This window comes from Microbacterium memoriense, assembly GCF_025398275.1.
Taxonomy (GTDB): Bacteria; Actinomycetota; Actinomycetes; order Actinomycetales; family Microbacteriaceae; genus Microbacterium; species Microbacterium memoriense.
Window position 1 is genome coordinate 37545 of sequence record NZ_JAODOR010000006.1, and the last position, 23554, is coordinate 61098.

Annotated in this window: 24 protein-coding genes; 19 read left to right on the top strand and 5 right to left on the bottom strand. The window is 68.2% G+C overall.

What is annotated here, in order from left to right:
* Positions 1–14 precede the first annotated feature (14 nt).
* Positions 15–830 (top strand): 4-hydroxy-tetrahydrodipicolinate reductase, encoded by an 816-nt coding sequence (locus tag N4R40_RS05715; protein WP_261606409.1) that lies wholly within the window; start codon positions 15–17, stop codon positions 828–830.
* Positions 827–1267 (top strand): tetratricopeptide repeat protein, encoded by a 441-nt coding sequence (locus N4R40_RS05720; RefSeq protein WP_261606410.1) that lies wholly within the window; start codon positions 827–829, stop codon positions 1265–1267. Before N4R40_RS05715 ends, N4R40_RS05720 begins: the two co-directional genes overlap by 4 nt.
* Here N4R40_RS05720 and N4R40_RS05725 read toward each other — a convergent pair.
* From N4R40_RS05725 to N4R40_RS05735, 3 genes are all read right to left on the bottom strand, one after another.
* Positions 1264–2175: a TIGR01777 family oxidoreductase gene (locus N4R40_RS05725; RefSeq protein WP_261606411.1), complete on the bottom strand. Its 912-nt coding sequence runs from the start codon at positions 2173–2175 to the stop codon at positions 1264–1266. The genes N4R40_RS05720 and N4R40_RS05725 overlap by 4 nt on opposite strands.
* Positions 2168–2593: an OsmC family peroxiredoxin gene (locus N4R40_RS05730; RefSeq protein WP_261606412.1), complete on the bottom strand. Its 426-nt coding sequence runs from the start codon at positions 2591–2593 to the stop codon at positions 2168–2170. Before N4R40_RS05730 ends, N4R40_RS05725 begins: the two co-directional genes overlap by 8 nt.
* A 112-nt stretch (positions 2594–2705) precedes the next feature.
* Positions 2706–3143, bottom strand: a complete 438-nt coding sequence (locus N4R40_RS05735) for a TlpA family protein disulfide reductase (RefSeq protein WP_261606413.1) — start codon at positions 3141–3143, stop codon at positions 2706–2708.
* A gap of 99 nt (positions 3144–3242) precedes the next feature.
* Here N4R40_RS05735 and N4R40_RS05740 point away from each other — a divergent pair, with 99 nt between their 5' ends.
* From N4R40_RS05740 to dapF, 16 genes are all read left to right on the top strand, one after another.
* Positions 3243–4067: a thymidylate synthase gene (locus N4R40_RS05740; RefSeq protein ID WP_261606473.1), complete on the top strand. Its 825-nt coding sequence runs from the start codon at positions 3243–3245 to the stop codon at positions 4065–4067.
* On the top strand, positions 4064–4552 hold the full coding sequence (locus N4R40_RS05745; RefSeq protein WP_261606414.1) for a dihydrofolate reductase: 489 nt from the start codon (positions 4064–4066) through the stop codon (positions 4550–4552). The genes N4R40_RS05740 and N4R40_RS05745 overlap by 4 nt, the downstream gene beginning before the upstream one ends.
* A 227-nt stretch (positions 4553–4779) precedes the next feature.
* Positions 4780–5667 (top strand): type IV toxin-antitoxin system AbiEi family antitoxin domain-containing protein, encoded by an 888-nt coding sequence (locus N4R40_RS05750; protein ID WP_261606415.1) that lies wholly within the window; start codon positions 4780–4782, stop codon positions 5665–5667.
* 123 nt (positions 5668–5790) lie between these two features.
* A complete protein-coding gene (dapA, locus tag N4R40_RS05755) occupies positions 5791–6768 on the top strand; it encodes a 4-hydroxy-tetrahydrodipicolinate synthase (protein ID WP_261606416.1) in 978 nt (325 codons plus the stop codon).
* 49 nt (positions 6769–6817) lie between these two features.
* Positions 6818–8494: a ribonuclease J gene (locus tag N4R40_RS05760; RefSeq protein ID WP_261606417.1), complete on the top strand. Its 1677-nt coding sequence runs from the start codon at positions 6818–6820 to the stop codon at positions 8492–8494.
* A 23-nt stretch (positions 8495–8517) separates the two neighbouring features.
* Complete coding sequence (locus N4R40_RS05765; protein ID WP_261606418.1) at positions 8518–9012, top strand: GNAT family N-acetyltransferase; 495 nt, start codon at positions 8518–8520, stop codon at positions 9010–9012.
* Between the two features lie 103 nt (positions 9013–9115).
* A complete protein-coding gene (locus N4R40_RS05770) occupies positions 9116–11818 on the top strand; it encodes an FtsK/SpoIIIE family DNA translocase (protein ID WP_261606419.1) in 2703 nt (900 codons plus the stop codon).
* Between the two features lie 37 nt (positions 11819–11855).
* Entirely contained in the window at positions 11856–12437 is a 582-nt protein-coding gene (gene pgsA, locus N4R40_RS05775; RefSeq protein ID WP_261606420.1) for a CDP-diacylglycerol--glycerol-3-phosphate 3-phosphatidyltransferase, read from the top strand.
* 50 nt (positions 12438–12487) lie between these two features.
* A complete protein-coding gene (locus tag N4R40_RS05780; RefSeq protein ID WP_261606474.1) occupies positions 12488–12979 on the top strand; it encodes a CinA family protein in 492 nt (163 codons plus the stop codon).
* 154 nt (positions 12980–13133) lie between these two features.
* Positions 13134–13454 carry a helix-turn-helix domain-containing protein gene (locus N4R40_RS05785; protein ID WP_261606421.1) on the top strand — a complete coding sequence of 107 codons (321 nt, stop codon included), beginning with the start codon at positions 13134–13136 and terminating at the stop codon, positions 13452–13454.
* A 1-nt stretch (position 13455) separates the two neighbouring features.
* Positions 13456–13686 (top strand): DUF3046 domain-containing protein, encoded by a 231-nt coding sequence (locus N4R40_RS05790; protein ID WP_261606422.1) that lies wholly within the window; start codon positions 13456–13458, stop codon positions 13684–13686.
* 237 nt (positions 13687–13923) lie between these two features.
* Positions 13924–14973 carry a recombinase RecA gene (gene recA, locus N4R40_RS05795; protein ID WP_261606423.1) on the top strand — a complete coding sequence of 350 codons (1050 nt, stop codon included), beginning with the start codon at positions 13924–13926 and terminating at the stop codon, positions 14971–14973.
* The gene (locus N4R40_RS05800; RefSeq protein ID WP_261606424.1) at positions 14970–15743 is read left to right on the top strand and encodes a regulatory protein RecX; all 774 of its coding nucleotides are present in this window, start codon (positions 14970–14972) and stop codon (positions 15741–15743) included. Before recA ends, N4R40_RS05800 begins: the two co-directional genes overlap by 4 nt.
* A gap of 45 nt (positions 15744–15788) precedes the next feature.
* Positions 15789–17339 (top strand): tRNA (N6-isopentenyl adenosine(37)-C2)-methylthiotransferase MiaB, encoded by a 1551-nt coding sequence (miaB, locus tag N4R40_RS05805; protein WP_261606425.1) that lies wholly within the window; start codon positions 15789–15791, stop codon positions 17337–17339.
* A gap of 31 nt (positions 17340–17370) precedes the next feature.
* Positions 17371–18297, top strand: coding sequence for a tRNA (adenosine(37)-N6)-dimethylallyltransferase MiaA (gene miaA / locus N4R40_RS05810; RefSeq protein WP_261606426.1), 927 nt, complete (start codon positions 17371–17373; stop codon positions 18295–18297).
* A gap of 126 nt (positions 18298–18423) precedes the next feature.
* Entirely contained in the window at positions 18424–19293 is an 870-nt protein-coding gene (gene dapF, locus N4R40_RS05815; protein WP_261606427.1) for a diaminopimelate epimerase, read from the top strand.
* A gap of 6 nt (positions 19294–19299) precedes the next feature.
* Here the strand turns inward: dapF and N4R40_RS05820 are convergent, their stop codons facing one another.
* Positions 19300–19941, bottom strand: a complete 642-nt coding sequence (locus N4R40_RS05820) for a class I SAM-dependent methyltransferase (RefSeq protein WP_261606428.1) — start codon at positions 19939–19941, stop codon at positions 19300–19302.
* A 69-nt stretch (positions 19942–20010) separates the two neighbouring features.
* Between N4R40_RS05820 and hflX the strand changes: the two genes are divergently transcribed.
* Positions 20011–21528: a GTPase HflX gene (gene hflX, locus N4R40_RS05825; protein WP_261606429.1), complete on the top strand. Its 1518-nt coding sequence runs from the start codon at positions 20011–20013 to the stop codon at positions 21526–21528.
* Positions 21529–21545: 17 nt separating this feature from the next.
* Here the strand turns inward: hflX and N4R40_RS05830 are convergent, their stop codons facing one another.
* Complete coding sequence (locus N4R40_RS05830) at positions 21546–23459, bottom strand: alpha/beta hydrolase family protein (RefSeq protein WP_261606430.1); 1914 nt, start codon at positions 23457–23459, stop codon at positions 21546–21548.
* Between the last annotated feature and the right edge of the window lie 95 nt (positions 23460–23554).

The window sequence follows — 23554 nt, forward strand, 5'->3', positions numbered from 1 at the left end:
CGTAGGCTGAGAGCATGACGACGACGCGCGTGGCCCTCGTGGGCGGAACCGGCAAGCTGGGGGCGATCATCGCTGCCGTCATCGATGCGAGCGAGGATTTCGAGACAGTGGCCATCCTCGGCTCCTCGAGCGACCTCGCCGAGATCGATGGAGCCGACCTCGTCGTCGACGCGTCCACTCCCGCCGTCTCGATCGACGTCGTGCGCGCCGCGATCGAGCGCGGACTGAACATCCTGGTGGGCACGTCTGGCTGGTCTGCCGAGCGGATCGCCCTCGTTCGGCCGCTCGCGGAGGCCGCCGGCACGGGCGCCGTGTTCATCCCCAACTTCTCGCTCGGCTCGGTCATCGGCTCAGCCCTCGCCGCCGCCGCCGCGCCCTTTTTCCCGTCTATCGAGATCGTCGAGACGCACCGCGAGACCAAGGTCGATTCGCCGAGCGGCACGGCCGTGCGGACGGCGGAGCTCATCGCCGCCGCACGTCAGGAGGCGGGTCCGGTCGAGTCGCCGTACGCCGACCAGCGTGCCCGCGGCCAGCAAGTGGCGAGCGTGCCGGTGCACTCCCTGCGCCGGCCCGGTGTCATCGCACGACAGGAGACGATCCTCTCCGGTCCCGGCGAGGCACTCACCCTCGTCCACGACACCGTGGATCCGGCCGCTGCCTACGGCCCCGGCATCCGCGTGGCGCTCGCGGCCGCACGCGACGCCCGGGGCGTGACCGTCGGGCTCGACGCGCTCATCGACATCGGACTTCGCGCACCCGTCCCACGCTCGTCGGCGCCGATCGACGAAGGCGGCGTACCGGGGCAGGTCGCGCGCACCACGGGAGCATGAGCGCCCGGATCGGCGTCGCCGTCATGGCGGTGCTGCTCGCCCTCTACGTCGTCCTCGTCGGACAGCGCGCCTGGCTCCTGTTGACGTCGGAGGAGCCTGTCGGGATCGTCATGGGCATCGCGCTCGTCGTGCTGCCGCTCGTCGCCGTCTGGGCGATCTGGCGCGAAATCCGCTTCGGCATGCGCGCCTCCGCGCTGGCGGCGAGGCTCGAGACGGAAGGCGGTCTGCCCGCCGAAGAGCTCGACGTCCGACCGAGTGGCCGACCCGAGCGGGAGCAGGCGGACGAGTTGTTCCCGGCATACCGCGCCGACGTCGAGGCTCATCCGGACGACTGGCGCGCGTGGTTCCGTCTGGGCCTCGCCTACGACGGTGCGGGCGATCGCCGCCGCGCGCGGCAGGCCATTCGCACCGCCATCACTCTCGAGCGCGGTCGCTAAGCCGGGACAGCGGCGGCGACGGCATCCTCGACCGTCGTATGCGTGAACGTGAAGCCGGATGCTTCCAGCACCGCCGGGACGACGTAGGAGTCGCTCGCGAGGAGCGATTGCGTCGCATCGCGGCCCAGGACGAGAGAAATCGCCCAGAGCGGAGCGCGCAAGAGATACGGGCGATTCATCCGGCGCGCGAGCGCGAAGCCGAGGTCGTTGGCGGTCGCCCGGGTCGGGCCGGTGAGGTTCACCGACCCCGCCACGTCGCCGTCGATGATGTGGCGGATAGCCCGCACTTCGTCTTCGAGCGAGATCCAGGGCCACACCTGTGTGCCGCGGCCGATCGGCCCGGACACGCCGAGCTTCGTGAGGAGCAGGAGCGGCTTCAGGACGCCCGCGCGGTGGATGATCGGCGCGGTGCGCAGGAGTACCACTCGTCCCGGGGCGCGGCCTGCCGCGGCTTCCCATTCGCCGCAGACATCCGCGAGGAACGTGTCGCCCCGTGGTGACGTCTCGGTCAGGACGACCCCCGGCGCTGAGGGGTAGTAGCCGGCTCCGGACGCCGACACGAAGGCCGGAGCATCCGTCCCGAGCGCGGTGAGTGCGGTCGCGAGCGTCTGGGTGGGCAGGAGCCGCGACCACAGCAACTCGTGTTTGTAGCGGGGAGTCCACGGGAAGCGCCCGATGCTCGCGCCGTTCAGATTCACGACGGCGCGCGCACCACGCAGCACCTCCGGGTCGAGCGGAGTGTGGCCCGGGTCCCAGGAACGTTCATCCGGCGCGTCGACCGGGCGGCGCACGAGCCGCGTGACGGCGATCCCATCGGCGCGCAACGCGTCGACGAGAGCGCGACCGATCAGGCCGGATGCTCCCGCAACGACGACCCGACCGGTCACCTCCGTGGGGGTGTCAGGCAAGCGTCGCCTCGAGAGTGATCTCGATGCCGCTGAGCGCGGCCGAGACCGGGCATCCGGTCTTGGCTTCCGCGGCGATCCGCGCGAAGTCCTCGGCCGACAGGCCCGGCACGACCGCGTTGACGTTGAGGTGCGATCCGGTGATTCCGGTGCCGGGGATGAACGTCACCGACGCCGTCGTTTCGACGCTCTCCGGAGGAGTGCCGTTGCCCGCGAGCGCGTGGGAGAGCGCCATGCTGAAACATGCCGAGTGCGCGGCCGCCAGAAGTTCTTCGGGTGTCGTGACGGAGGTCGATCCCTCGCTGCGCGCCTTCCAGTTCACCGGCAACGGTCCCTGGTTGGAGCTTTCCAGAGCAACTTCCCCGGAGCCGTCGGTGAGGCTCCCTTTCCAGCTGGTGCTCGCTTCGCTCGTGACGCTCATGCTGTCCTCCTGATGGATCGACGGGGTGGATGCCGGCGCAGGCGCGCCTGTCGTCGAGCCTAGACCGGAGCTTCCGGCAGGGGAACCGTCTGGCGTGCCGACGGGAGCGGGATCAGACCGCGGCGCCCACCGCGGTCACCCGCGCGAGCTCGAGCTCGATCACGTCGCGCCGGGGGGTGCCGCCGAAGCGGGTCTGGATGACGCCATCGCCGTCGAGGATGAGCGTCGTCGGTGTCTGCAACACGTGGAAGTGCGTGGCGATGTCGGGTCGGTGTGTCAGATCGATGTCGAGATGAACGACGCCGTCGCGGTCGTCAGCGATCTCGGCGAGGGTCCGGTGGACCCCGGGGCACCGTGCGCACATCTCGGTGCTGAACTGCAACAGTGTCGCGCGCTCGCCGAGTGCCTCGGCGCCGAGGCGTTGCGGGTCGACGACCTCGCTCGGGTCCTGTCGACGGGGACGATTCTGCTGCCAGCGCAGGTAGAGGCCGATGCCGAGCGTCGCCGCGAGCAACGCGGCGAGAACGAGGGCGGCATCCGTCAGATTCACAACTCCGCAGTCTATCCGCTCGAATGCTCCTCATCCTGGTATCGATCACAAATGATGTCGTGTCCTTCCCCGAACCGGTCGGTGATCGGCGCGGGTAGTCTGGCCTGCGTGAGCGCTGTCGAGGTCATCCCCACTCCCTATGAAGATCTGCTGGCGGAGGTGCTCGCCGATGGCGTGCACAAGGACGACCGCACCGGTACCGGGACGACGAGCGTCTTCGGTCGCCAGATCCGGTTCGATCTGGCCGACGGCTTTCCGCTCATCACCACCAAGCGCGTGCACATGAAGTCGATCGCATACGAGCTCCTGTGGTTCCTTCGGGGTGAGTCGAACGTGGGATGGCTCCGGGATCACGGCGTGACGATCTGGGACGAGTGGGCGGACGCGGACGGGGAGCTCGGACCGGTCTACGGCGTGCAGTGGCGTTCGTGGCCCACGCCCTCCGGCGAGCAGATCGATCAGATCAGCGAGGTGATCGCGCAGATCCGCGCGAATCCCGACTCCCGCCGTCTCATCGTGTCGGCGTGGAATCCGGCCGACATCCCGGACATGGCGCTCGCGCCCTGCCACGCGCTCTTCCAGTTCTACGTCGCCGACGGCAAGCTCTCGTGCCAGCTGTATCAGCGCAGCGCCGACATGTTCCTCGGAGTCCCGTTCAACATCGCCTCCTACGCCCTTTTGACGCTCATGATCGCTCAGCAGACCGGGCTCGAGCCGGGCGAGTTCGTCTGGACCGGCGGTGACTGCCACATCTATGACAACCATGTCGCGCAGGTGCGAGAGCAGTTGTCCCGCGATCCGTATCCGTACCCGAAGCTCAGCTTCGCGCGCACGCCCGACTCGATCTTCGACTACACCTTCGAGGACATCGTCGTGGAGGATTATCAGCACCACCCCGCCATCCGCGGGGCGGTCGCGGTATGACCCGCATCGGGCTCATCTGGGCCGAAGCCCGGGGCGGTGTCATCGGCGCGGCCGGCGGGATGCCCTGGCACGTGCCGGAAGACATGGCCCACTTCAAGGCGGTGACCACCGGGCATCCGGTGATCATGGGGCGGCGCACGTGGGAGTCGTTCCCGCCGCGCTTTCGCCCCTTGCCCGACCGCCGCAACATCGTCGTGACCGGCACGGAGTCGTGGACGGCCGATGGTGCGGAGCGCGCGGCATCGCTCGAGGCGGCCCTCGCGATCGTCGCCGATGACGAGGCGGCGTGGGTGATCGGCGGCGGCCGCCTGTACGCCGCAGCGATCGACGGCGCCGACGTGTTGGAGGTCACCGAACTCGATCTCGAGGTCGACGGCGACACGTATGCCCCGGTTCGTGAGGGGTGGGAACTCGCGGATGCGGGGGAGTGGCAGGTCTCACGGACCGGAGTGCCGTACCGCTTCCTCACCCTGATCCGCCCCTGACGACCTGCGGGACTCCGGGACGAGCGGCCGCTGACGTCTCCCGACGTGCTGAGTCGTATGGCCCGCTCCGGTCAGGGGGCCTCATCAGCCCCAGCCGGCTCCACGTGCACCACGGACCATACGGCTGGTGACGCATCGCCTCCTCCCCAGGTCCCCGATGTGCGGGACTCTCCACTGATCGGGGAGCGGGCGCCCGCGGCGGACCGGCGGCGAGCTGAAATGTGCTCATGTACACGGCGGATCTCACCGATGCCATTGCGCTGCGCGGCGGCGTGGTCCGAACGTCGGCTCTGCGGGGGCTGGGGGCCACCGCATCCGACATCAGACGGGCGCATCGCGCCGGCGAGATCATGCGACTTAGAGAAGGCGTGCTCGCGCTCCCGTCCGCCGATCCAGACGTGCGGGATGCCGCCCGCCACCGCGGAGAGGTCGCCTGTGTCAGCGCGCTGCGTCGCGCGGGTGTCTGGATCTTCGACCCACTTAACCCGACGCGCGCGGTGCACGCGCTCCATGTGTGGGTGGGGGGATCCGGCCGTCGGCACCGCCATGGTCCCTGCGCCTGCATCACCCACAATGACGCCGGTACCTCAGGGTTCGGAAGCACGTCGATCGTGCTGGCGCTCGTCCAGGTCGCGCGCTGTCAGGGTGCTGAGTGCTTCTTCGCGGCATTCGAGTCGGCCTGGCATCGCGGACTTCTGACCCGCCGGATGCGCAAAGAGGTCCGGGCCGGTCTGCCGGCGTCGATGCGGTACCTCGTCGATCTCGCGCGGCCCGACGCAGACAGCGGGCTCGAGTCTCTGCTCCGGCTGCGCCTGCACCGGATCGGCATCACGCTGCAGACACAGGTGTGGATCGCCGAGATAGCTGGGCGGGTGGACTTTCTCCTCGACGGGATCCTGATCCTCGAAACCGACGGCCGCGAGAATCACGACGGTCCCTCTCGGCGTCACCAGGATCTCCTCCGGGATGCGCGGACGGCGGCGCTCGGTTTCGACACCCTCCGCTTTGACTACGCCATGGTGATCCACGACTGGCCGGTGGTGGAAGCAGCGATCCTCGCCCGGCGACGTGTGCTCGGCTCGCGGCTCGGTCGTATGGCCGGTGTTCTTCGCTGAGGCGCATGCGACCCACGAGTGGGCTTCCGCACCACCGGCCATGCGACCGAGCCACCCGTCGAGCCGACGCGGCGCCGGCTGCCGGAGGAAGCACCAGGCGGCGCTGACCGATACCCTGGGAGCATGACGCACACGGGCAACCCCTTCGGTCAGGTCCTCGTCGCGCTCGTCACTCCGATGACGGCCGACGGCGAGGTCGATTGGGCCGCCGTCGAGAAGCACATGGACGACGTCATCACCGCCGGCGCCGACGGCATCGTCGTCACGGGGACGACGGGGGAGACGAGCACGCTCACCGACCCGGAGAAGCTCAAGCTCGTCGAAATCGGCAAGTCGGTCGCGGCCGGCCGCGCCAAGATCATCACCGGCGGTGGCTCCAACGAGACCGCCCACGCGATCGAGCTCTACAAGGCGAGCGAGAAGGCCGGCGCCGACGGCATCATGATCGTCACGCCGTACTACAACAAGCCCACGCAAGCGGGCATCCTCACGCACTTCCGCCTCGTCGCCGATGCGACCGATCTCCCGGTCATCCTCTACGACATCCCCGGCCGCACCGGCGTGCCCATCATGTACGAGACGATCCTCCGCCTCGCCAAGCACCCCAACATCCTCGCGATCAAAGACGCCAAAGGCGACTTCAGCGAGGTGAGCCGGGTGCTGAACCAGACCGATCTGATGTACTTCTCCGGCGATGATGCGAACGCGCTTCCGCACATGGCGATCGGCGCGACGGGACTCATCGGCGTGACCGCCAACGTCGCCGCAGCGCCCTACCGCGTGATGGTGGATGCCGTGAACCGCGGCGACCTGGCGGCCGCGACCGCGGCGCACCAGAGCCTCGAACCGCTCGTCCGCGCCGTCATGACCCACGTGCCCGGCACCGTGAGCGCGAAGTACATCCTGCACGGCCTCGGTCGCATCTCGAGCCCCCGCGTCCGCCTGCCCCTGGTGGGGCCGGAGGAGTGGGAGGCCGCGCTCATCGAGGACGAGCTGGCGCTCGTCACCGGCGTCGCTGGCGCCGACTTCTCCAACTTCCGCCCCGACCGCAATGCGGCCGCCGGTGGAGCACTACCCAAGGTGCACGGCACGACCCGCTGACACCGCAACATCTGAACGCGGATGCCGAGGCATCCGAAGGAGGCACCTGATGCCCACGAACGTCTACGACCCGCCCGCCCTCGAAAAGGGCACCCTGCGCGTCATCCCCCTCGGCGGTCTCGCCGAAATCGGTCGTAACATGACCGTCTTCGAGTTCGGCGGCAAGCTGCTGATCGTCGACTGCGGCGTGCTGTTCCCGGAGGAGCACCAGCCCGGGGTCGACCTGATCCTGCCCGACTTCGAGCCCATCAAGACCCGGCTCGACGACATCGTCGGGGTCGTCCTGACGCACGGCCACGAAGACCACATCGGCGCGGTTCCGTACCTCCTCAAGCTCAAGAACGACATCCCCCTCATCGGCTCGAAGCTGACCCTCGCGCTCGTCGAGGCGAAGCTCAAGGAACACCGCATCAAGCCGTACACGCTCACGGTCGCGGAAGGTCAGGAAGAGCTGATCGGTCCGTTCGACCTCGAGTTCATCGCCGTGAACCACTCCATCCCCGACGCGCTCGCTGTCGCGATCCACACGGATGCCGGCACCGTGCTCGCGACCGGCGACTTCAAGATGGACCAGTTGCCCCTCGACGGCCGACTGACGGACCTCCGCGCGTTCGCCAGCCTCGGCGAGGAAGGAGTCGACCTCTTCATGGTCGACTCGACGAACGCCGATGTTCCGGGCTTCACGCCGCTCGAGCGGGCGATCGGCCCTGTGCTCGACCAGGTGATCGCGAAGGCCCCGCGCCGCGTGATCGTCGCGAGCTTCTCGAGCCATGTGCACCGCGTACAGCAGGTCATCGACGCCGCCGCGGCCAACGGTCGCCGCGTGGCGTTCCTCGGGCGCAGCATGGTGCGCAACATGACGATCGCCGAGGACCTCGGCTACCTGACGGTGCCCCAGGGCGTGCTGATCGACTACAAGAAGGCCAAGGACCTCCCCGACGACAAGATCGTCTACATGTCGACGGGCTCCCAGGGTGAGCCGATGGCTGTCCTCTCGCGCATGGCCAACATGGACCACGCGATCGAGATCGGCGCAGGAGACACCGTGATCCTCGCATCCAGCCTCATCCCGGGCAACGAGAACGCCGTCTACCGCGTGATCGACGGCCTGACGAAGCTCGGCGCCAACGTCGTCCACAAGGGCAACGCGAAGGTCCATGTCTCCGGTCACGCGGCCGCGGGTGAGTTGCTCTACTGCTACAACATCCTGAAGCCGCGCAACGTCATGCCCATCCACGGCGAATACCGTCACCTGATCGCGAACGCCAAGCTCGCTCAGGACACCGGTATCCCGGAGGAGAACACGATCATCGCCGAGAACGGCACCGTCGTCGACCTCAGGGACGGCGTGGCGAAGATCGTGGGCCAACTCGACCTCGGCTTCGTCTACGTCGACGGGTCGACGGTCGGTGAGATCACGGATGCCGACCTCAAAGACCGTCGCACGCTCGGTGAAGAGGGCTTCATCTCGATCATCGTCGTGGTCGATTCGGCGACCGGCAAGATCATCACGGGCCCCGAGATCCACGCCCGCGGCTTCGCCGAGGACGACAAGGTGTTCGACGACGTCAAGCCGAAGATCGCCGCGGCCCTCACCGAAGCGGCGCAGTCCGGCGTCCGCGATTCGCACGCTCTCTCGCAGGTCGTCCGCCGCACCATCGGCCGTTGGGTCAACCAGCGCCTGCGTCGTCGGCCGATGATCGTGCCTCTCGTTATCGAGGCGTAACACCGGCACGCTACTGTCTGGACATGCCCGCTTCGTTCAGCGTTCGCCCCGCCGCCCAGGCGGACGGCGGGTTCTTGGCAGACATGATCGTCGAAGCGGCCAACTGGCGTCAGGGTGGAGCTCGTCCCCGCCACGACATCATCGCCCATCCGGACCACAGCCGGTATATCGCGGGGTGGATGCGGCCGGGTGATGCCGGATTCGTCGCCGTCGACGGCCAGGGCGAGGCCGTGGGCGCCGCCTGGTACCGGATGTTGCCGCGCACCGACCCCGGATTCGGATACGTCGGCACGGGAGTACCGGAGCTCATCATCGGCGTGCGTCCGATCTGGCGCGCGCACGGTGTCGGGCGTGCGCTTCTGCGACACCTGTGCGCGCACGCGCGGGCGCAGGGCTTTGGCCGCATCAGCCTGTCGGTCGAGCGCGGCAACTTCGCACACACGCTGTACCGCAGCGAGGGATTCGCCATCACCGCGCCCGGCGTCGGGCGCGACACGATGGTCAAGCGCCTGCGCTGACGGCAACGTTTCCGCCCGGGCGCTGTCGGAGGGTCGTTCCTGAGCCTGCCGAATAGCCGCGTCAATCCGCGCGTTTCCCGCGTTCGGCGCCTACCGTGGGGTAATGGCCAGGAGCACCAGTACGCCCACGAACGCCCGCGCGTCCGCGAAGGGCTCCTCTCCGCGCGCCCGCAAGAGCGAACCGACCCCGAAGCGTTACGTCGACCAGATCGAGAAGCCTCCCGTCATCGTCCGCTCCTGGATGGGCCTGGCTCACATGACCGGGGGGATGTTCCGTGCGTTCGGGCCGGAGACCCTCGACAAGGACCAGCGCCGCGACGGGTTCCCGTTCCTGTTGGTTCTGCTCGCTGTCGCCGGAGCGGTCACCGAGTGGTTCCTGATCGGTACCGATGTCGGCACGAACATCAGCGCCTACACCGTGGGTGCGTTGATCGGCCGCGTCGCTTTCATCATGCCGGTCCTGCTCCTGATGCTCGCGGGCTGGCTGTTCCGGCATCCGTCTTCCGTGCACGACAACGGCCGGATCGGGATCGGTTTCGGTCTGTTCGTCCTCTCGATCGCCGGGTTCTGCCACGTCGCCGGCAACCGTCCGCAACCGAAGGAGGGCCTGCCTTCGCTGAGCGAGGCCGGCGGTCTCTTCGGGTGGATGATCGGCGAGCCGCTCAGCCTCCTCACGAGCATCGGCGCCTACGTCGTGCTCGGCATTCTTACGGTGCTGAGCGTCCTGATCCTCACCAAAACCCCGCCGAACCGCATCGGGCGACGACTCGGTGACTTGTACGCCTGGATGTTCGGCGCCGAACGACCCGAGCCCGCCGACCCGTCCGGGACCGCGCCGACGGTGGCGTTCACGAGCGCCGACGAGGATGAGAAGGATGCCGGCACCCCCTGGTGGCGGCGTAACAAGACGGGCCGTGAAGAGGACGTCGACGGCCACCTCGGCTCCGATGATCTGACGGCTTTGCTCACACCATCGGGCGCGGGCGGATTCGAGCAGGCCATCGCGACCCCGGTGGTTGCGGCCGTGCCCCCGATTCCGCCGATGCCCGACGCGGCAACCGAGATCATCGATCCCGCCGTCATCGCGCACGCGAAACGGGCGCGGAAGACCGACACCGGCATCCGGGAGGACAGCGGCGAGATCATCCTCGACGACGGAATCCTCCCCGGGATCTCCGGACTCGGCGACGACCACGACGGCCGCCCTCCGGTTCCGCCCTACCGGCTCCCGTCGGTCGGGGCCCTCGCCGAGGGCACGCCGCACAAGGCCCGCTCCGAAGCCAACGACATCATCGTCCGGGCGATCATGGGTGTCTTCGAGCAGTTCTCGATCGACGCGCGCGTGACCGGCTTCTCGCGTGGCCCGACCGTGACGCAGTATGAGATCTCGCTCGGCCTCGGTGTGAAGGTCGAGCGCATCACGGCGCTCACGAACAACATCTCGTACGCGGTCGCCTCCAACGAAGTGCGCATCCTCGCGCCGATTCCCGGCAAGAGTGCGATCGGTGTCGAGATCCCGAACACCGACCGCGAAATCGTGACGCTCGGCGACGTCCTGCGTTCGAACGCTGCGGTGAGCCAGACGCACCCCATGACGATCGGCGTCGGCAAGGATGTCGGCGGCGGTTACGTCGTCGCGAACCTCGCGAAAATGCCCCATCTGTTGGTGGCCGGTTCGACCGGGTCGGGCAAGTCGAGTTTCGTGAACTCGATGATCACGAGCCTGCTGATGCGCGCCAAGCCCTCCGAAGTGCGGATGGTCCTGATCGACCCGAAGCGCGTCGAGCTCACGAGCTACGCCGGCGTCCCGCACCTGATCACGCCCATCATCACCAACCCCAAGAAGGCCGCCGAAGCGCTCCAGTGGGTCGTGAAGGAAATGGACATGCGGTATGACGACCTCGCGTCGTTCGGATTCCGCCACATCGACGACTTCAACAAGGCCGTTGTCGCGGGTGAGATCAACCTTCCGGTGGGCAGCGAGCGCGTGCTCAAGCCGTACCCGTACCTCTTGGTCGTCGTCGATGAGCTCGCCGACCTCATGATGGTCGCGCCGCGGGACGTCGAAGACTCGATCGTCCGCATCACGCAGCTCGCCCGCGCCAGCGGCATCCATCTGGTCCTCGCGACCCAGCGACCGTCGGTCGACGTCGTCACCGGCCTCATCAAGGCGAACGTCCCGTCGCGGCTCGCCTTTGCCGTGACGAGCGTCACCGATTCGCGTGTCATCCTCGACCAGCCCGGCGCCGACCGCCTGATCGGCCAGGGCGACGCGCTCTTCCTCCCCATGGGCGCGTCGAAGTCCGTGCGTGTGCAGGGCGCGTGGGTCGCGGAGAGCGAAATCGAAAAGGTCGTCGAGCACGTCAAAAAGCAAGCACGCCCGGACTATCGGGCCGATGTCGCGGTGGTCGCCGAGAAGAAGGAGATCGACGCCGATATCGGCGACGACCTCGAGCTCCTCCTGGCCGCGGCCGAACAGATCATCTCGACCCAGTTCGGATCGACGTCGATGCTGCAGCGCAAGCTCCGCGTCGGTTTCGCCAAGGCCGGGCGCCTGATGGATCTGCTTGAGTCGCGCGAGATCGTGGGGCCCTCCGAGGGCTCGAAGGCGCGCGACGTCCTCGTCACGCCCGAGCAGCTTCCGGAGGTGCTCGCTCGTCTGCGTGGCGTCGCTCCGGCGGCTCCAGTGGCAACCGCCCCCGACGGGTACGGTCCGGATGCCGTGGACACCCAGTTCGATGGGTACGAGGTCGTCGAGGGTGACGACGGGTCCGAGGATGCGTGGGGCCTGACGGGGCGGGATTGACCGGGGATCGGGCACTGCTGTTCGGTAGGCTCGGCGCGTGAGCATCCCTCGGCAATTGCCCAACGCGATCACGATCGTGCGTATCCTGTGCGCGCCGGTCTTCCTCTGGATGCTCCTGGCAGACGGAGGGTCCGACGGTCCGCTGCGCTGGTGGGCCGCGGTGCTGTTCATCGTCGCGATCGCGACCGACGGCATCGACGGGTATCTCGCGCGCAAGTACGAGATCGTCACCGATCTCGGCAAGCTCCTCGATCCGATCGCCGACAAGGTGCTGACCGGTTTCGCGTTCATCGGACTGTCGATTCTCGTGGAGCTGCCCTGGTGGGTCACGATCCTCGTGCTCGTACGCGAAGTGGGCATCACGGTCCACCGCCTGCTGGTCGCGAGTACGCACGTCGTCGCCGCCGCCTGGATGGGCAAGCTCAAGACTGTCGCCCAAGCTGTCGCGCTCTCGCTCGCGCTGCTGCCGCTGTGGACGATCGTGGGGGAGTGGATCCACGTGGTCAACACCGTCACGATGTGGATCGCCGTCATCCTGACGGTCGCCAGTGGGATCGACTACGTCCTCACCGAGGTACGCGGATCGCGCGCCACGCGGTCGAAGGGGCGCGCGTCGTGAGTGGCATCTCGGGCCTGCCCGATTTGCCCGACGAGTTGGAGAACACCCTGGTGTCCTTCGGTCGTCGCAACGAATCCGAACGACTGATCGATCGCCTGAAGGATCTGGGCTGGACGATCGCGATCGCGGAGTCGCTCACGGGGGGACTGGTCACGGCATCCCTCATCGCCGTCTCCGGCGCCTCTCAGGTCGTCCGCGGCGGTGTCGTCGCGTACGCGACGGATGTGAAGGCGAGCGTCCTCGGGGTCGACCCGACGCTCCTCGAGGCGCACGGCCCGGTACATCCGCGCGTGGCGCGGCAGATGGCCGATGGCGTGCGTCGTGCGCTGGGGAACGACGGCGTGACGGCGGACGTCGGGATTGCGACGACCGGTATCGCCGGCCCCCTGTCACCGGACGGGCAGCCGGTGGGCACGGTGCATCTGGCCGTGTCGACACCGCTGGGCTCGCGCGTCGAGTCTCTCGAGCTCAGCGGGGATCGCGATTCGATCCGAGCCGAAGCCACTGCTCGCGCCATCCGCTTGGCGCTGGATGCGCTCTGATCGTCGATGTCGGTGGGAATACCCGCTGTGACATCTGGGTTACGTATGAGCGATTCCCAACCATTCCACAGCGCACGAGGGATACTGTGACCAGCAAGTCCGGTACTGTTGTCCACCCGGGGCGCGCAATGACTGTCAGAGGAGGGGGCCCGACATGATCCTGGTTCGTCAAGAGATCGGCGAAGTCCTGCGCGACTTCCGCCTGCAGAAGGGACGCACCCTCCGCCAGGTTGCCGGCCGCGCGAGCGTGGCTCTCGGCTATCTGAGCGAGGTAGAACGCGGTCAGAAGGAGGCCTCGAGCGAAATCCTCGCTTCGGTCGCCGACGCGTTGGATGTGCCCATTTCGATCATCATGCGCGAAGTCGGCGATCGACTTTCCGTACTCGAGGGTCTTCAGGTGTTTCCGGATGTCGTTCCCGACGACCTGGCAGCACTGGAAGACGACCTCATCCAGTCTGAACTCTCGTTGCGCTGACGTGCGGCTGAGCGAATTCGGCCGAGCGGTCGAGGACGAGTTCGGCGCGCGCGGCGACTCGCTCGTCGCAGATCTGGCTCTCGCTCCGCTGGCGTATCGCACCGCTGAGCAGGCGCTCCGCGACGGCGTGCCACCGCGTGAGGTGTGGACGGCACTCTGCGCCGCGACCGACGTCCCGGTCTCGCGGCGTCACGGTGTCGGCCTTCTCGACGCGAACAAGAAAACCCGCTGACGTCATCACGCGGCGTGTCGCTTTCGTACTTCTGTTCGATTCGCACGTAGTCTCCTGCACAACAGGTGTCTCCGACACGTTTTCCACCGTTTCACCGGGAACCCCGACGAATGTCGGAGCCCCTTCGTAACGTGGACAGCGTCAACAGACATCCCACGTCTTGTCGCAGAACCTTCCCGTCGGGGCGGGTCGCGACAGCCTACAGGCGGCAGAACCACGAGCACGAAGGAGCACGTCATGCCCTCACCCGCAGACCGCGAAAAGGCCCTCGAGTCGGCCCTCGCCCAGATCGACCGGCAATTCGGAAAGGGCTCGGTCATGCGACTGGGCAGCGATGAGCGCGCACCGGTCGCCGTCATTCCTACCGGCTCGATCGCCCTCGACGTCGCCCTCGGCGTGGGCGGACTGCCCCGCGGACGCATCATCGAGATCTACGGCCCGGAGTCCTCGGGTAAGACCACGCTCACGCTGCACGCGATCGCCAACGTCCAGCGAGCCGGCGGGATCGCCGCCTTCATCGACGCGGAGCACGCGCTCGACCCCGACTATGCACAGAAGCTCGGTGTCGACATCGACCAGCTGCTGGTCTCTCAGCCCGACACGGGAGAGCAAGCCCTCGAGATCGCCGACATGCTGGTGCGCTCCGGCGCGATCGACCTCGTCGTGATCGACTCGGTCGCCGCCCTCGTCCCCAAGGCCGAGATCGAAGGCGAGATGGGTGATACCCACGTCGGTCTGCAGGCGCGGCTCATGTCGCAGGCGCTTCGCAAGCTCACCGGCGGGCTCAGCCAGACGGGCACCACGATGATCTTCATCAACCAGCTGCGCGAGAAGATCGGTGTGTTCTTCGGCTCGCCCGAGACGACCGCCGGTGGCAAGGCGCTGAAGTTCTACGCGTCGGTGCGCCTCGACATTCGCCGAATCGAGACGCTGAAGGACGGGACCGAGGCAGTCGGTAACCGTACCCGCGTCAAGGTCGTCAAGAACAAGATGGCCCCGCCCTTCAAGCAGGCGGAATTCGACATCCTCTATGGCATCGGGATCTCCCGCGAGGGCAGTCTCATCGACTTCGGTGTGGAACACGGCATCGTCAAGAAGTCGGGTGCCTGGTACACCTATGACGGCGAGCAACTCGGTCAGGGCAAGGAGAATGCCCGCAACTTCCTGCTGAAGAACGTCGACATGGCAGCGGACATCGAGACCAAGATCAAGCAGAAGCTCGGCATCGGCCAGCCCAAGCAGGTGGCTGATCCCGCCGATGATCTGGCCGCCCGCCGTCCCGCGTGAGCGTGAATGCTGACGATCACCTCGCCCCGGTGATCCCGCTGTTCGGCGGACCGGCTCCGGCCGCGCCCGCCGAACACGGGGTCGCCGGCGGGGACGGAACACCGGCGCGGCGCCCTGTCTCCGCTGATCGAGTGCCCGCGCGCGCGCCGGAATCCGCTGATCGAGTGCCCGCGCGAGGCCCTGTCTCGACGTCCTCACCCGGAATCGGCGACGGCTCGTGGCATACGACGTGGACCGAGCCCGATCCGCGGTTCGAGCAGTCGGTCCGCCCGGATGAGTCGGACGCGCGCGACTTGGCCGAGAAGCGACTGCTGAAGAAGCTGCGCGTGCGTTCCCTCTCGGAACGCGAGGCGCGCTCGTTCCTGCGCGAGCAGGATGTGGCCCCCGATGCGGTCGAGCACGTCATCGACGCGTTCGTTCGCCATGGCTATCTGGACGATGCGCGGCTGGCGGAGCAGCTCATCCATGCCGGGACGACACGCAAAGGGCAGGGGCGTCAGGCGATCTCGCTCGCGCTCGGGCAGCGGGGCATTCCCCGTGACGTGGCCGATGCAGCGCTCGCGGAGGTGGCCGACGACGACGCCGAGCGCGCGCTCGAGTTCGCACGGCAGAAGGCGCGCGCCATGCGCGGTCTTGATCGCGAGGTCGCTGTCCGTCGTCTGGTCGGGCAATTGTCCCGTCGCGGCTACGGAGGGCTCGCACTCAGCACCGCGCGACAGGCTCTGGACGAGCTGGAACGACCCGCTGCGCGCGGCGTTCGTTTCGAGTGAGTGCCCGGCATCCACTCACGCAGGGCCTCGTAGAATGAGGGCATCATGACTTCGCCGTCCGCCGTCCCCACGCTCATCGCACCGTCCTCGGCAGCCCGCGCTGCCGACGGCACCGCTCGGACATACGAAGTGCGTACGTTCGGGTGTCAGATGAACGTGCACGATTCCGAGCGCCTCTCCGGGTCGATGGAGAGCGCCGGTTACGTGCGGGCGGATGCCGGCGACGAGCCGGACGTGGTCGTCATCAACACATGTGCCGTTCGCGACAACGCCGCCGGCAAGCTCTACGGCACCCTGGGATATCTGAAAAGCCGGAAAGATCAGCGCGCGGGCATGCAGATCGCCGTCGGCGGTTGCCTCGCGCAGATGGATAAGGACGCCGTCCTCGACAAGGCACCCTGGGTCGACGTCGTGTTCGGGACGCACAACATGGGGTCTCTTCCCCGGCTGCTCGAACGCGCGCGCCACAACGGCGACGCGGAACTCGAGATCCTCGAATCGCTCGATGTCTTCCCCTCCACGCTGCCGACCAAGCGCGACGCGGTGCACAGCGGATGGGTCTCGATCTCGGTCGGGTGCAACAACACCTGCACGTTCTGCATCGTCCCGAGCCTTCGCGGCAAGGAGAAGGACCGTCGCCCCGGTGACATCCTCAGCGAGATCAGGCTCCTCGTCGACGACGGCGCGATCGAAGTGACGCTCCTCGGACAGAACGTCAACAGCTACGGCGTGGAATTCGGCGACCGGCATGCGTTCGGCAAGCTTCTGCGCGCGGCGGGCGAGATTCCCGGGCTCGAACGCATCCGGTTCACGAGTCCCCATCCGGCAGCGTTCACCGACGACGTGATCGATGCAATGGCCGAGACGCCGCAGGTCATGCCTCAGCTGCACATGCCGCTGCAGTCCGGTTCGGATCGCGTCCTCAAGGCGATGCGGCGGTCGTACCGCAGCGACAAGTTCCTCGGAATCCTCGACCGCGTGCGGGACCGCATGCCGAACGCGGCGATCACGACCGACATCATCGTCGGGTTCCCGGGCGAAACCGACGAGGACTTCGAGGACACCATGCGTGTCGTCGAGCAGGCACGCTTCGCCAGCGCCTTCACGTTCCAGTACTCCATCCGAGAAGGCACGCCGGCTGCGACGATGCCCGACCAGGTGCCGAAGGCGATCGTGCAGGAGCGCTTCGAGCGCCTCGCCGCCCTGCAGGATCGCATCAGCCTCGAGGAGAACGAGAAGCAGGTCGGGCGCGAGGTCCACGTGCTGGTCTCGACGGGTGAAGGCAAGAAGGATGCCGCGACCCATCGCCTCACCGGGCGGGCGGAGGACAATCGCCTGGTGCACTTCGAGCTGCCGGAGTCGAGCCCTCGGCCCCGTCCGGGAGACGTCGTTTCGGTCGTCATCTCGCACGCGGCGCCCTTCTATCTGCTCGCCGACAGCCCCGATGGCGCACCCCTGCGGGTGCGCCGCACGCGCGCGGGAGACGCATGGGACCGCACGCAGGCGGAGTCGTGCGGCGTGCCTGCTCCGGCGTCCGGCGATGGCGGACCCCGGGCAGTGGGCCTCGGCATCCCCACCCTCCGCGCAACCGAGTGACCGCGCTCCGCGGACAGGGGAGCAGGAGATCGTGAGCGGTGGGCGGCTGTGGGTCGTCGTCGGAGCGACCGGGACGGGTAAAACGGATCTGTCGCTGCGGCTCGCGGAAGCCCTGATCGCGCGAGGACGACCGGCGGAGATCGTCAACGCGGATGCCATGCAGCTGTACCGCGGGATGGACATCGGCACGGCGAAGCTGCCCGAGGTGGAGCGGCGCGGCATTCGACACCACCTCTTCGACACTCTCGAGGTCACCGATGAAGCCGCCGTCGCCTGGTACCAGACGCTCGCGCGCGAGCACATTGCGGCGATCTTCGATCGCGGCGGTGATGCGATCCTCGTCGGGGGGTCGGGGCTCTATGTCTCCAGCGTCGTCTACGACTTCCGCTTCCCGCCGCACGACGATGCACTGCGAGCGAAGCTGGAGGGCGAACTCGAGCGCGTCGGTGCCGGCGCGCTCTACGCGCGTCTCCGCGCGGCAGATCCCGTCACCGCCGAGCGAATCGATCCGCGCAACGCTCGCCGAGTCGTCCGCGCGCTGGAGGTGCTCGGCCAAGGTGGCCCGACCCACGGTGCGTCGCTGCCGAGTGAGCCGGTGTTGTGGCACGTGCCGACGACGGTGATCGGGGTGAAGGTCGAGCGCGAGGAGCTCGTCACACGACTCGACGCGCGTGTCGAACGGATGTGGGCGCTGGGTCTGATCGAGGAAGTGCGCGGCTTGCGTGCGCACGGGCTGGAGTCGGGCGTCACGGCACCGCGCGCGATCGGTTACGCACAAGCGCTCGCGCAACTCGACGGCGCCCTGTCTGAGCCCGAGGCGATCGCCGAGACGCAGACGCTGACGCGCCGCTATGCCCGCCGACAGGTGTCGTGGTTCCGGCGTTACCCCGACCTGGTGTGGATCGATCCGACGGCCGATGCGGGTGCGCTGGCAGACTCGCCGACACGACCCTCGTGATCCCGTCCGGGCCCACCCGTCCATGGAACAACCCCTACCAGGACATCAACCGCACGCTGACGGTCCATCCCGCGTCGTTCCTCGTCGCCGCTGACGAGGGTGCGGGCGCCGCCCTAAACTGGGGGGATGCCGCAAACGATCGCGTTCACCAAAGGCCAGGGCACGGGCAACGATTTCGTCATCGTGCCCGATGCGAACGGCGAACTCGATCTGAGCGATGCGCAGGTGTCGGCGCTCTGCGACCGACGCTTCGGGATCGGCGGCGACGGCATTTTGCGTGTCGTCCGCTCGGCAGCCCTCTCGGAGGGTGCCGCGACGGCGGATGCCGAGTGGTTCATGGACTACCGCAATGCAGACGGCTCGGCCGCGGAGATGTGCGGCAACGGCATCCGCGTCTTCGTCCGGTACCTCGTGAGCGCCGGTCTGATCGCCCTCAAGGGAGCCGCGCAGGTGCGTATCGGGACTCGCGCCGGGGTGAAGACCGTCACGCGCGCGGATGACGGCTTCGAGGTCGATCTCGGCGTTTGGCGTCCCGAATCAGACGAGGTCCTCGTGCGCGCGAAGGGGCTACCCGTCGCGCGACCCGCGCAGGGGATCGACGTCGGCAATCCGCACGTCGTCGTGGCGCTGTCCAGCATCGCCGAACTCGACGGGCTCGACCTGACCGTCCTTCCGGTGCTGGACCCGGTACAGCCGGCCGGAGCAAACGTCGAGTTCGTCGTCCCCGCCGATCCGCTCGTGCAGGCCGGTGTCGGTGCGATCCGGATGCGGGTGTTCGAGCGCGGCGTGGGGGAGACGCTGTCGTGCGGAACGGGTGTCGCTGCCGCGGCACTGGCGGTGCGCTTGTGGGCAGGTTCCGCCGCGCCGGACCGCTGGAGCGTCGACGTGCCCGGCGGACGATTGGGAGTGCGGGTCGTGCGTCAGGACGACGGCGAGCACGTGCTGCTGTCGGGACCGGCATCCCTTCCGTTCTCAGGAGAGATCACGCTCGCCTGAGCCCTGTCAGGGCAAGGGGATGGTACCGGTCACCGGCGTGCCGTGCCGGCGCACCTTCAACACGCGGAAACCGCGGCCGGTCGCCGCGCGGGTCACGCTGTACCCGTGCCCGAATGTCGCCGCCAGCCAGCGCTGCAGCGAATCAGAGCCGAGGTTGCGCTGCACGACCAGCCACGCATCGCTGCGCTCATCGAGGCGCGGAATCCAGGTGTCGAGGAGGCCGTGGAGTTCGTTCTTACCCACCCGGATCGGAGGGTTCGAGCGGATACCGCGGAACACCACGTCGCTCGGGACATCGGCGGGCAGGACAGCACGGATGTTCGACAACCCCCACTCTTCCGCGTTGCGGCGGACGAGGTCGAGTGCGCGCTCGTTGACGTCGACGGCCCACACGGTCGCGTGCGGCGACTCGGTCGCCATGCTCAGGGCGATGGGCCCCCACCCGCAGCCGAGGTCGAGCAGATGACCACCCGGTGGGGCGGGCGGAGTGTTCGCCAACAGCACCGCCGTCCCTGCGTCGACGTGATCGGGACTGAAGATCCCGCCCGCGGTCGTGACCTCGCCGACGCGACCGGCAAGGGTCACGCGGATGCGGCGGAGATTCTCGGCGCTGGACGGGGACGCGGTGAAGTAGTGGTCGCTCCCCATCCTGCGAGCGTACCGGGTCCGGCGACGTGTGCGGGAGGTAGACTGCAAGGCTGACCGCGAAAGGACCGCATGACCGACACGACGCACACCGAGAACGCCGACGAGACCCCGGTAGATCCGGTGGAACGCGTGCTGGCACACGCGGAGTCGCGGTCGGGAGTGCACGTGTTCGGCGCAGCTCAAGCCCTGCAGTCGCAGTCCACCGTTTCCTACGGTGACAGCGATGGCGACCAGTGGGATCGCGAAGAGCGTGCAGCGCTCCGCCGCGTCCCCGGACTCTCCACCGAACTCGAAGACGTCACCGAGGTCGAGTACCGCCAGCTGCGGCTCGAGAACGTCGTCCTCGTCGGTGTCTACCCGCAGGGCTCGCAGAGCGATGCGGAGAACTCGATTCGTGAGCTCGCCGCGCTCGCCGAGACCGCCGGAGCCGTCGTGCTCGACGGTGTGCTGCAGCGGCGCCCGCATCCGGATCCGGCCACGTACATCGGCCGGGGAAAAGCCGCGGAGCTGCGCGATCTCGTCGCGGCCGTCGGTGCCGACACGGTGATCGCCGACACCGAACTCGCCCCCAGCCAGCGTCGTGCGCTGGAAGACGTCGTCAAGGTCAAGGTCATCGATCGCACGACCGTCATCCTCGACATCTTCAGCCAGCACGCGAAGAGCCGTGAGGGCAAAGCCCAGGTCGAACTCGCCCAGCTCGAATACCTGCTGCCCCGCTTGCGTGGGTGGGGTGACTCGATGAGCCGTCAGGCCGGTGGCCAGGTCGGTGCCGGCGGCGCGGGCATGGGGTCGCGCGGTCCGGGTGAGACGAAGATCGAGCTGGATCGTCGTCGCATCCGCACGAAGATGGCGCAGCTCCGTCGTCAACTGCGCGATTTCGCACCCGCACGTGAAGCCAAGCGCTCCGAGCGCAAGCGCAACACGATCCCCTCGGTCGCGATCGCGGGGTACACGAACGCCGGAAAGTCCAGTCTGCTGAATCGGCTGACGAGCGCCGGCGTGCTCGTCGAGAATGCCCTGTTCGCGACTCTCGATGCGACCGTGCGCCGGGCCGAGGCAGCCGTCGGACGTGTCTACACGCTGACCGACACCGTCGGATTCGTGCGCAACCTTCCGCACCAGCTGGTCGAGGCGTTCCGCTCGACGCTGGAAGAAGTCGGTCAGGCGGACGTGCTCGTGCACGTCGTCGATGCGTCGCATCCCGATCCTGCGGCGCAGCTGGCAACCGTCCGCGACGTCATGGGAGACGTCGGTGCGCGGTCGACCCGTGAGATCGTCGTGTTCAACAAAGCGGACCTCGTCGATGACGACGACCGTCTGGTACTGCGCGGTCTCGAACCGGATGCCCTGTTCGTCTCATCGCGCAGCGGCGAGGGGGTGGACGAGCTCCGTGCCGTCATCGAACAGGCGTTGCCGTTGCCGGCGATCGAAGTGCGTGCGCTCGTGCCGTACGACCGCGGTGACCTCGTGAACGCCGTCCACGAGAGCGGGCACATCGTCTCGACCTCACACGAGGAAGGCGGCACCGCCGTCCACGCGCACGTCGGAGAGAAACTCGCTGCCGAACTCGCGCCCTTCGCGCTCTGAGGCGTGCCCGGGCGCGCTCAGCGCCCGGGGGTGAGCTCGATGGCCGGGACACCCGGGGTCTCGAAACCGAAGACTCGGCCGAGGAAAGCCACCTCGCTTTCGAGAGCATGCACGATCGTGTCTGCCCGCCGGAATCCGTGGCCTTCGCCCTCGTAGAGCACGTACGCGTGCGGCACCCCGTGCGCTGTGAGGGCCCCGCGGATGGCTTCGGCCTGCGCCGGAGGGACGACGGCATCCTCCGCGCCCTGCAGGAGCAGCAGCGGCACGCGGAAGCGTTCCGGTCGGCTGAGCGGGGAACGGGCAACGTACAGCGCTTCGGCTTCGGGGAGCGGCCCGATGAGGCCATCGAGGTAGCGCGCTTCGAAATCGTGCGTGTCGGCAGCCAACGCGCGGGCATCGCCCACGCCATAGCGCGAAATCCCGGCGCTGAAGACATCTGTGCCGACGAGCGCAGCGAGCACCGTCCAGCCGCCTGCGGACCCACCCTCGATCGCGATCCGGGCCGGGTCTGCGCGACCTTCCGCGGCCAGACCGGTCGCGGCGGCCGCCACATCGTCGACGTCGACGACGCCCCACTGTCCGCGCAGTCGTTCGCGGTAGGCGCGCCCGTAGCCGGTGGAGCCGCCGTAGTTCACGTCGAGCACGCCGATACCTCGGCTCGTCAAGTACGCGGTCTTCCCGTCGGCGACTCCCGCCACATGCGCCGTCGGTCCGCCGTGCACGAGCACCACGTAGGGAGCTCGCTCGCCCTCCGGCCCGCGCACCTCGGGGTGCGTCGGCGGGTAGTCGAACGCGTGCACCGGCCCGTGCACACCCTCGAAGCTCACGGCGCGACTGGAAGGGAGGAACGGCAGGATGCCGGCGTCGACGGACTCCCCGACGACCTGGTGGGCGGTGCCGTCGGCCTCGACGAGCCACAGCCCTGTCGTTCCCGGCGCGGATCCGGAGACGAGGACCCGGTCGCCGTCGGACGCTTCGACGTTGAGTCGGGATCGCGCCGGAAGCGATATCGGAGTCACCTCGCCCTGCGCAGAAATGCGGACGAGCGTGTCGTCGCCGTCGGTTCGGACGGCGACCGCCGCGCCGTCCGCGAGCGCGGCGTGCCATCGCGCACCGAGCACCCAGAGCGGGCCGCCGGTGTCCGCGTCGGCGGGAGCGATGGCGGTGCGGGGGAGATCGGCATCGAGCCGCACTTCCCAGATATTCCACCGTCCGGTCGGATCGTCGAGATAGCGCACGACGTCGTCGCTGACCCATTCGGGCTGCAGCGCCGCGCTCTCACCGGACGTGATCGTCGACCAGCCCGCGACAACGCCGTTCTCGATGCGTCCGATCCGCACCTCGGTGCGGTCCCAGGCCATGTGGGGGTGATCCCAGGCGATCCACGCGAGTCGGTCGCCTCCCGGCGACAGGGCCGGATGTGCGACGAACGCGCTCCCAGCCACGAGCTCGGTGACCTTCGGCGCCGCGCCGGTGCCGATCACGACGATCGCGCGGGCCGGCACGGCGGCCTCGCCGTGACTCTCCTGCACCGCCAACAGCACGCCGCCCTGCCAGCGGAGGCCCCCATAGCGGACGTCGAGCGCGGGGGGTGTGAGCGCCTGGGGTGACATCCCCGGGCGCAGCATCCACACGCGCTGGTCGGACTTCTCGACGAAGAACAGGACGCCGTCCTCGGTCGCTGCCCACGACCCGCCGCCGTACTCATGCACGCGCGAACGCGCACTCCACGGGTTCGGCAGCATCTCGTCGACGCTGCCGTCGCTACGCCGCCGTCGCACTGTCGTGCGGCCGCCCTCCGCGGGCACAGATTCGCCCCACCAGACCTCGTCGGCGACGAGTGCCCCGCCCTCCAGGCGAGGAGCGGCGCTCGAGGCCCAGGCGGCGGTGAGGGGAGAGGGCCAGGAGCCGAAAGGCAGGACGGTGACCATACCTCCACGCTACGCTCCGGCGGCGACGACGTCACACCGCGTCACACCGCGTCACACAGGCACGGTGGTGCTGTGGCGGTCGTAGAGTGATTCCA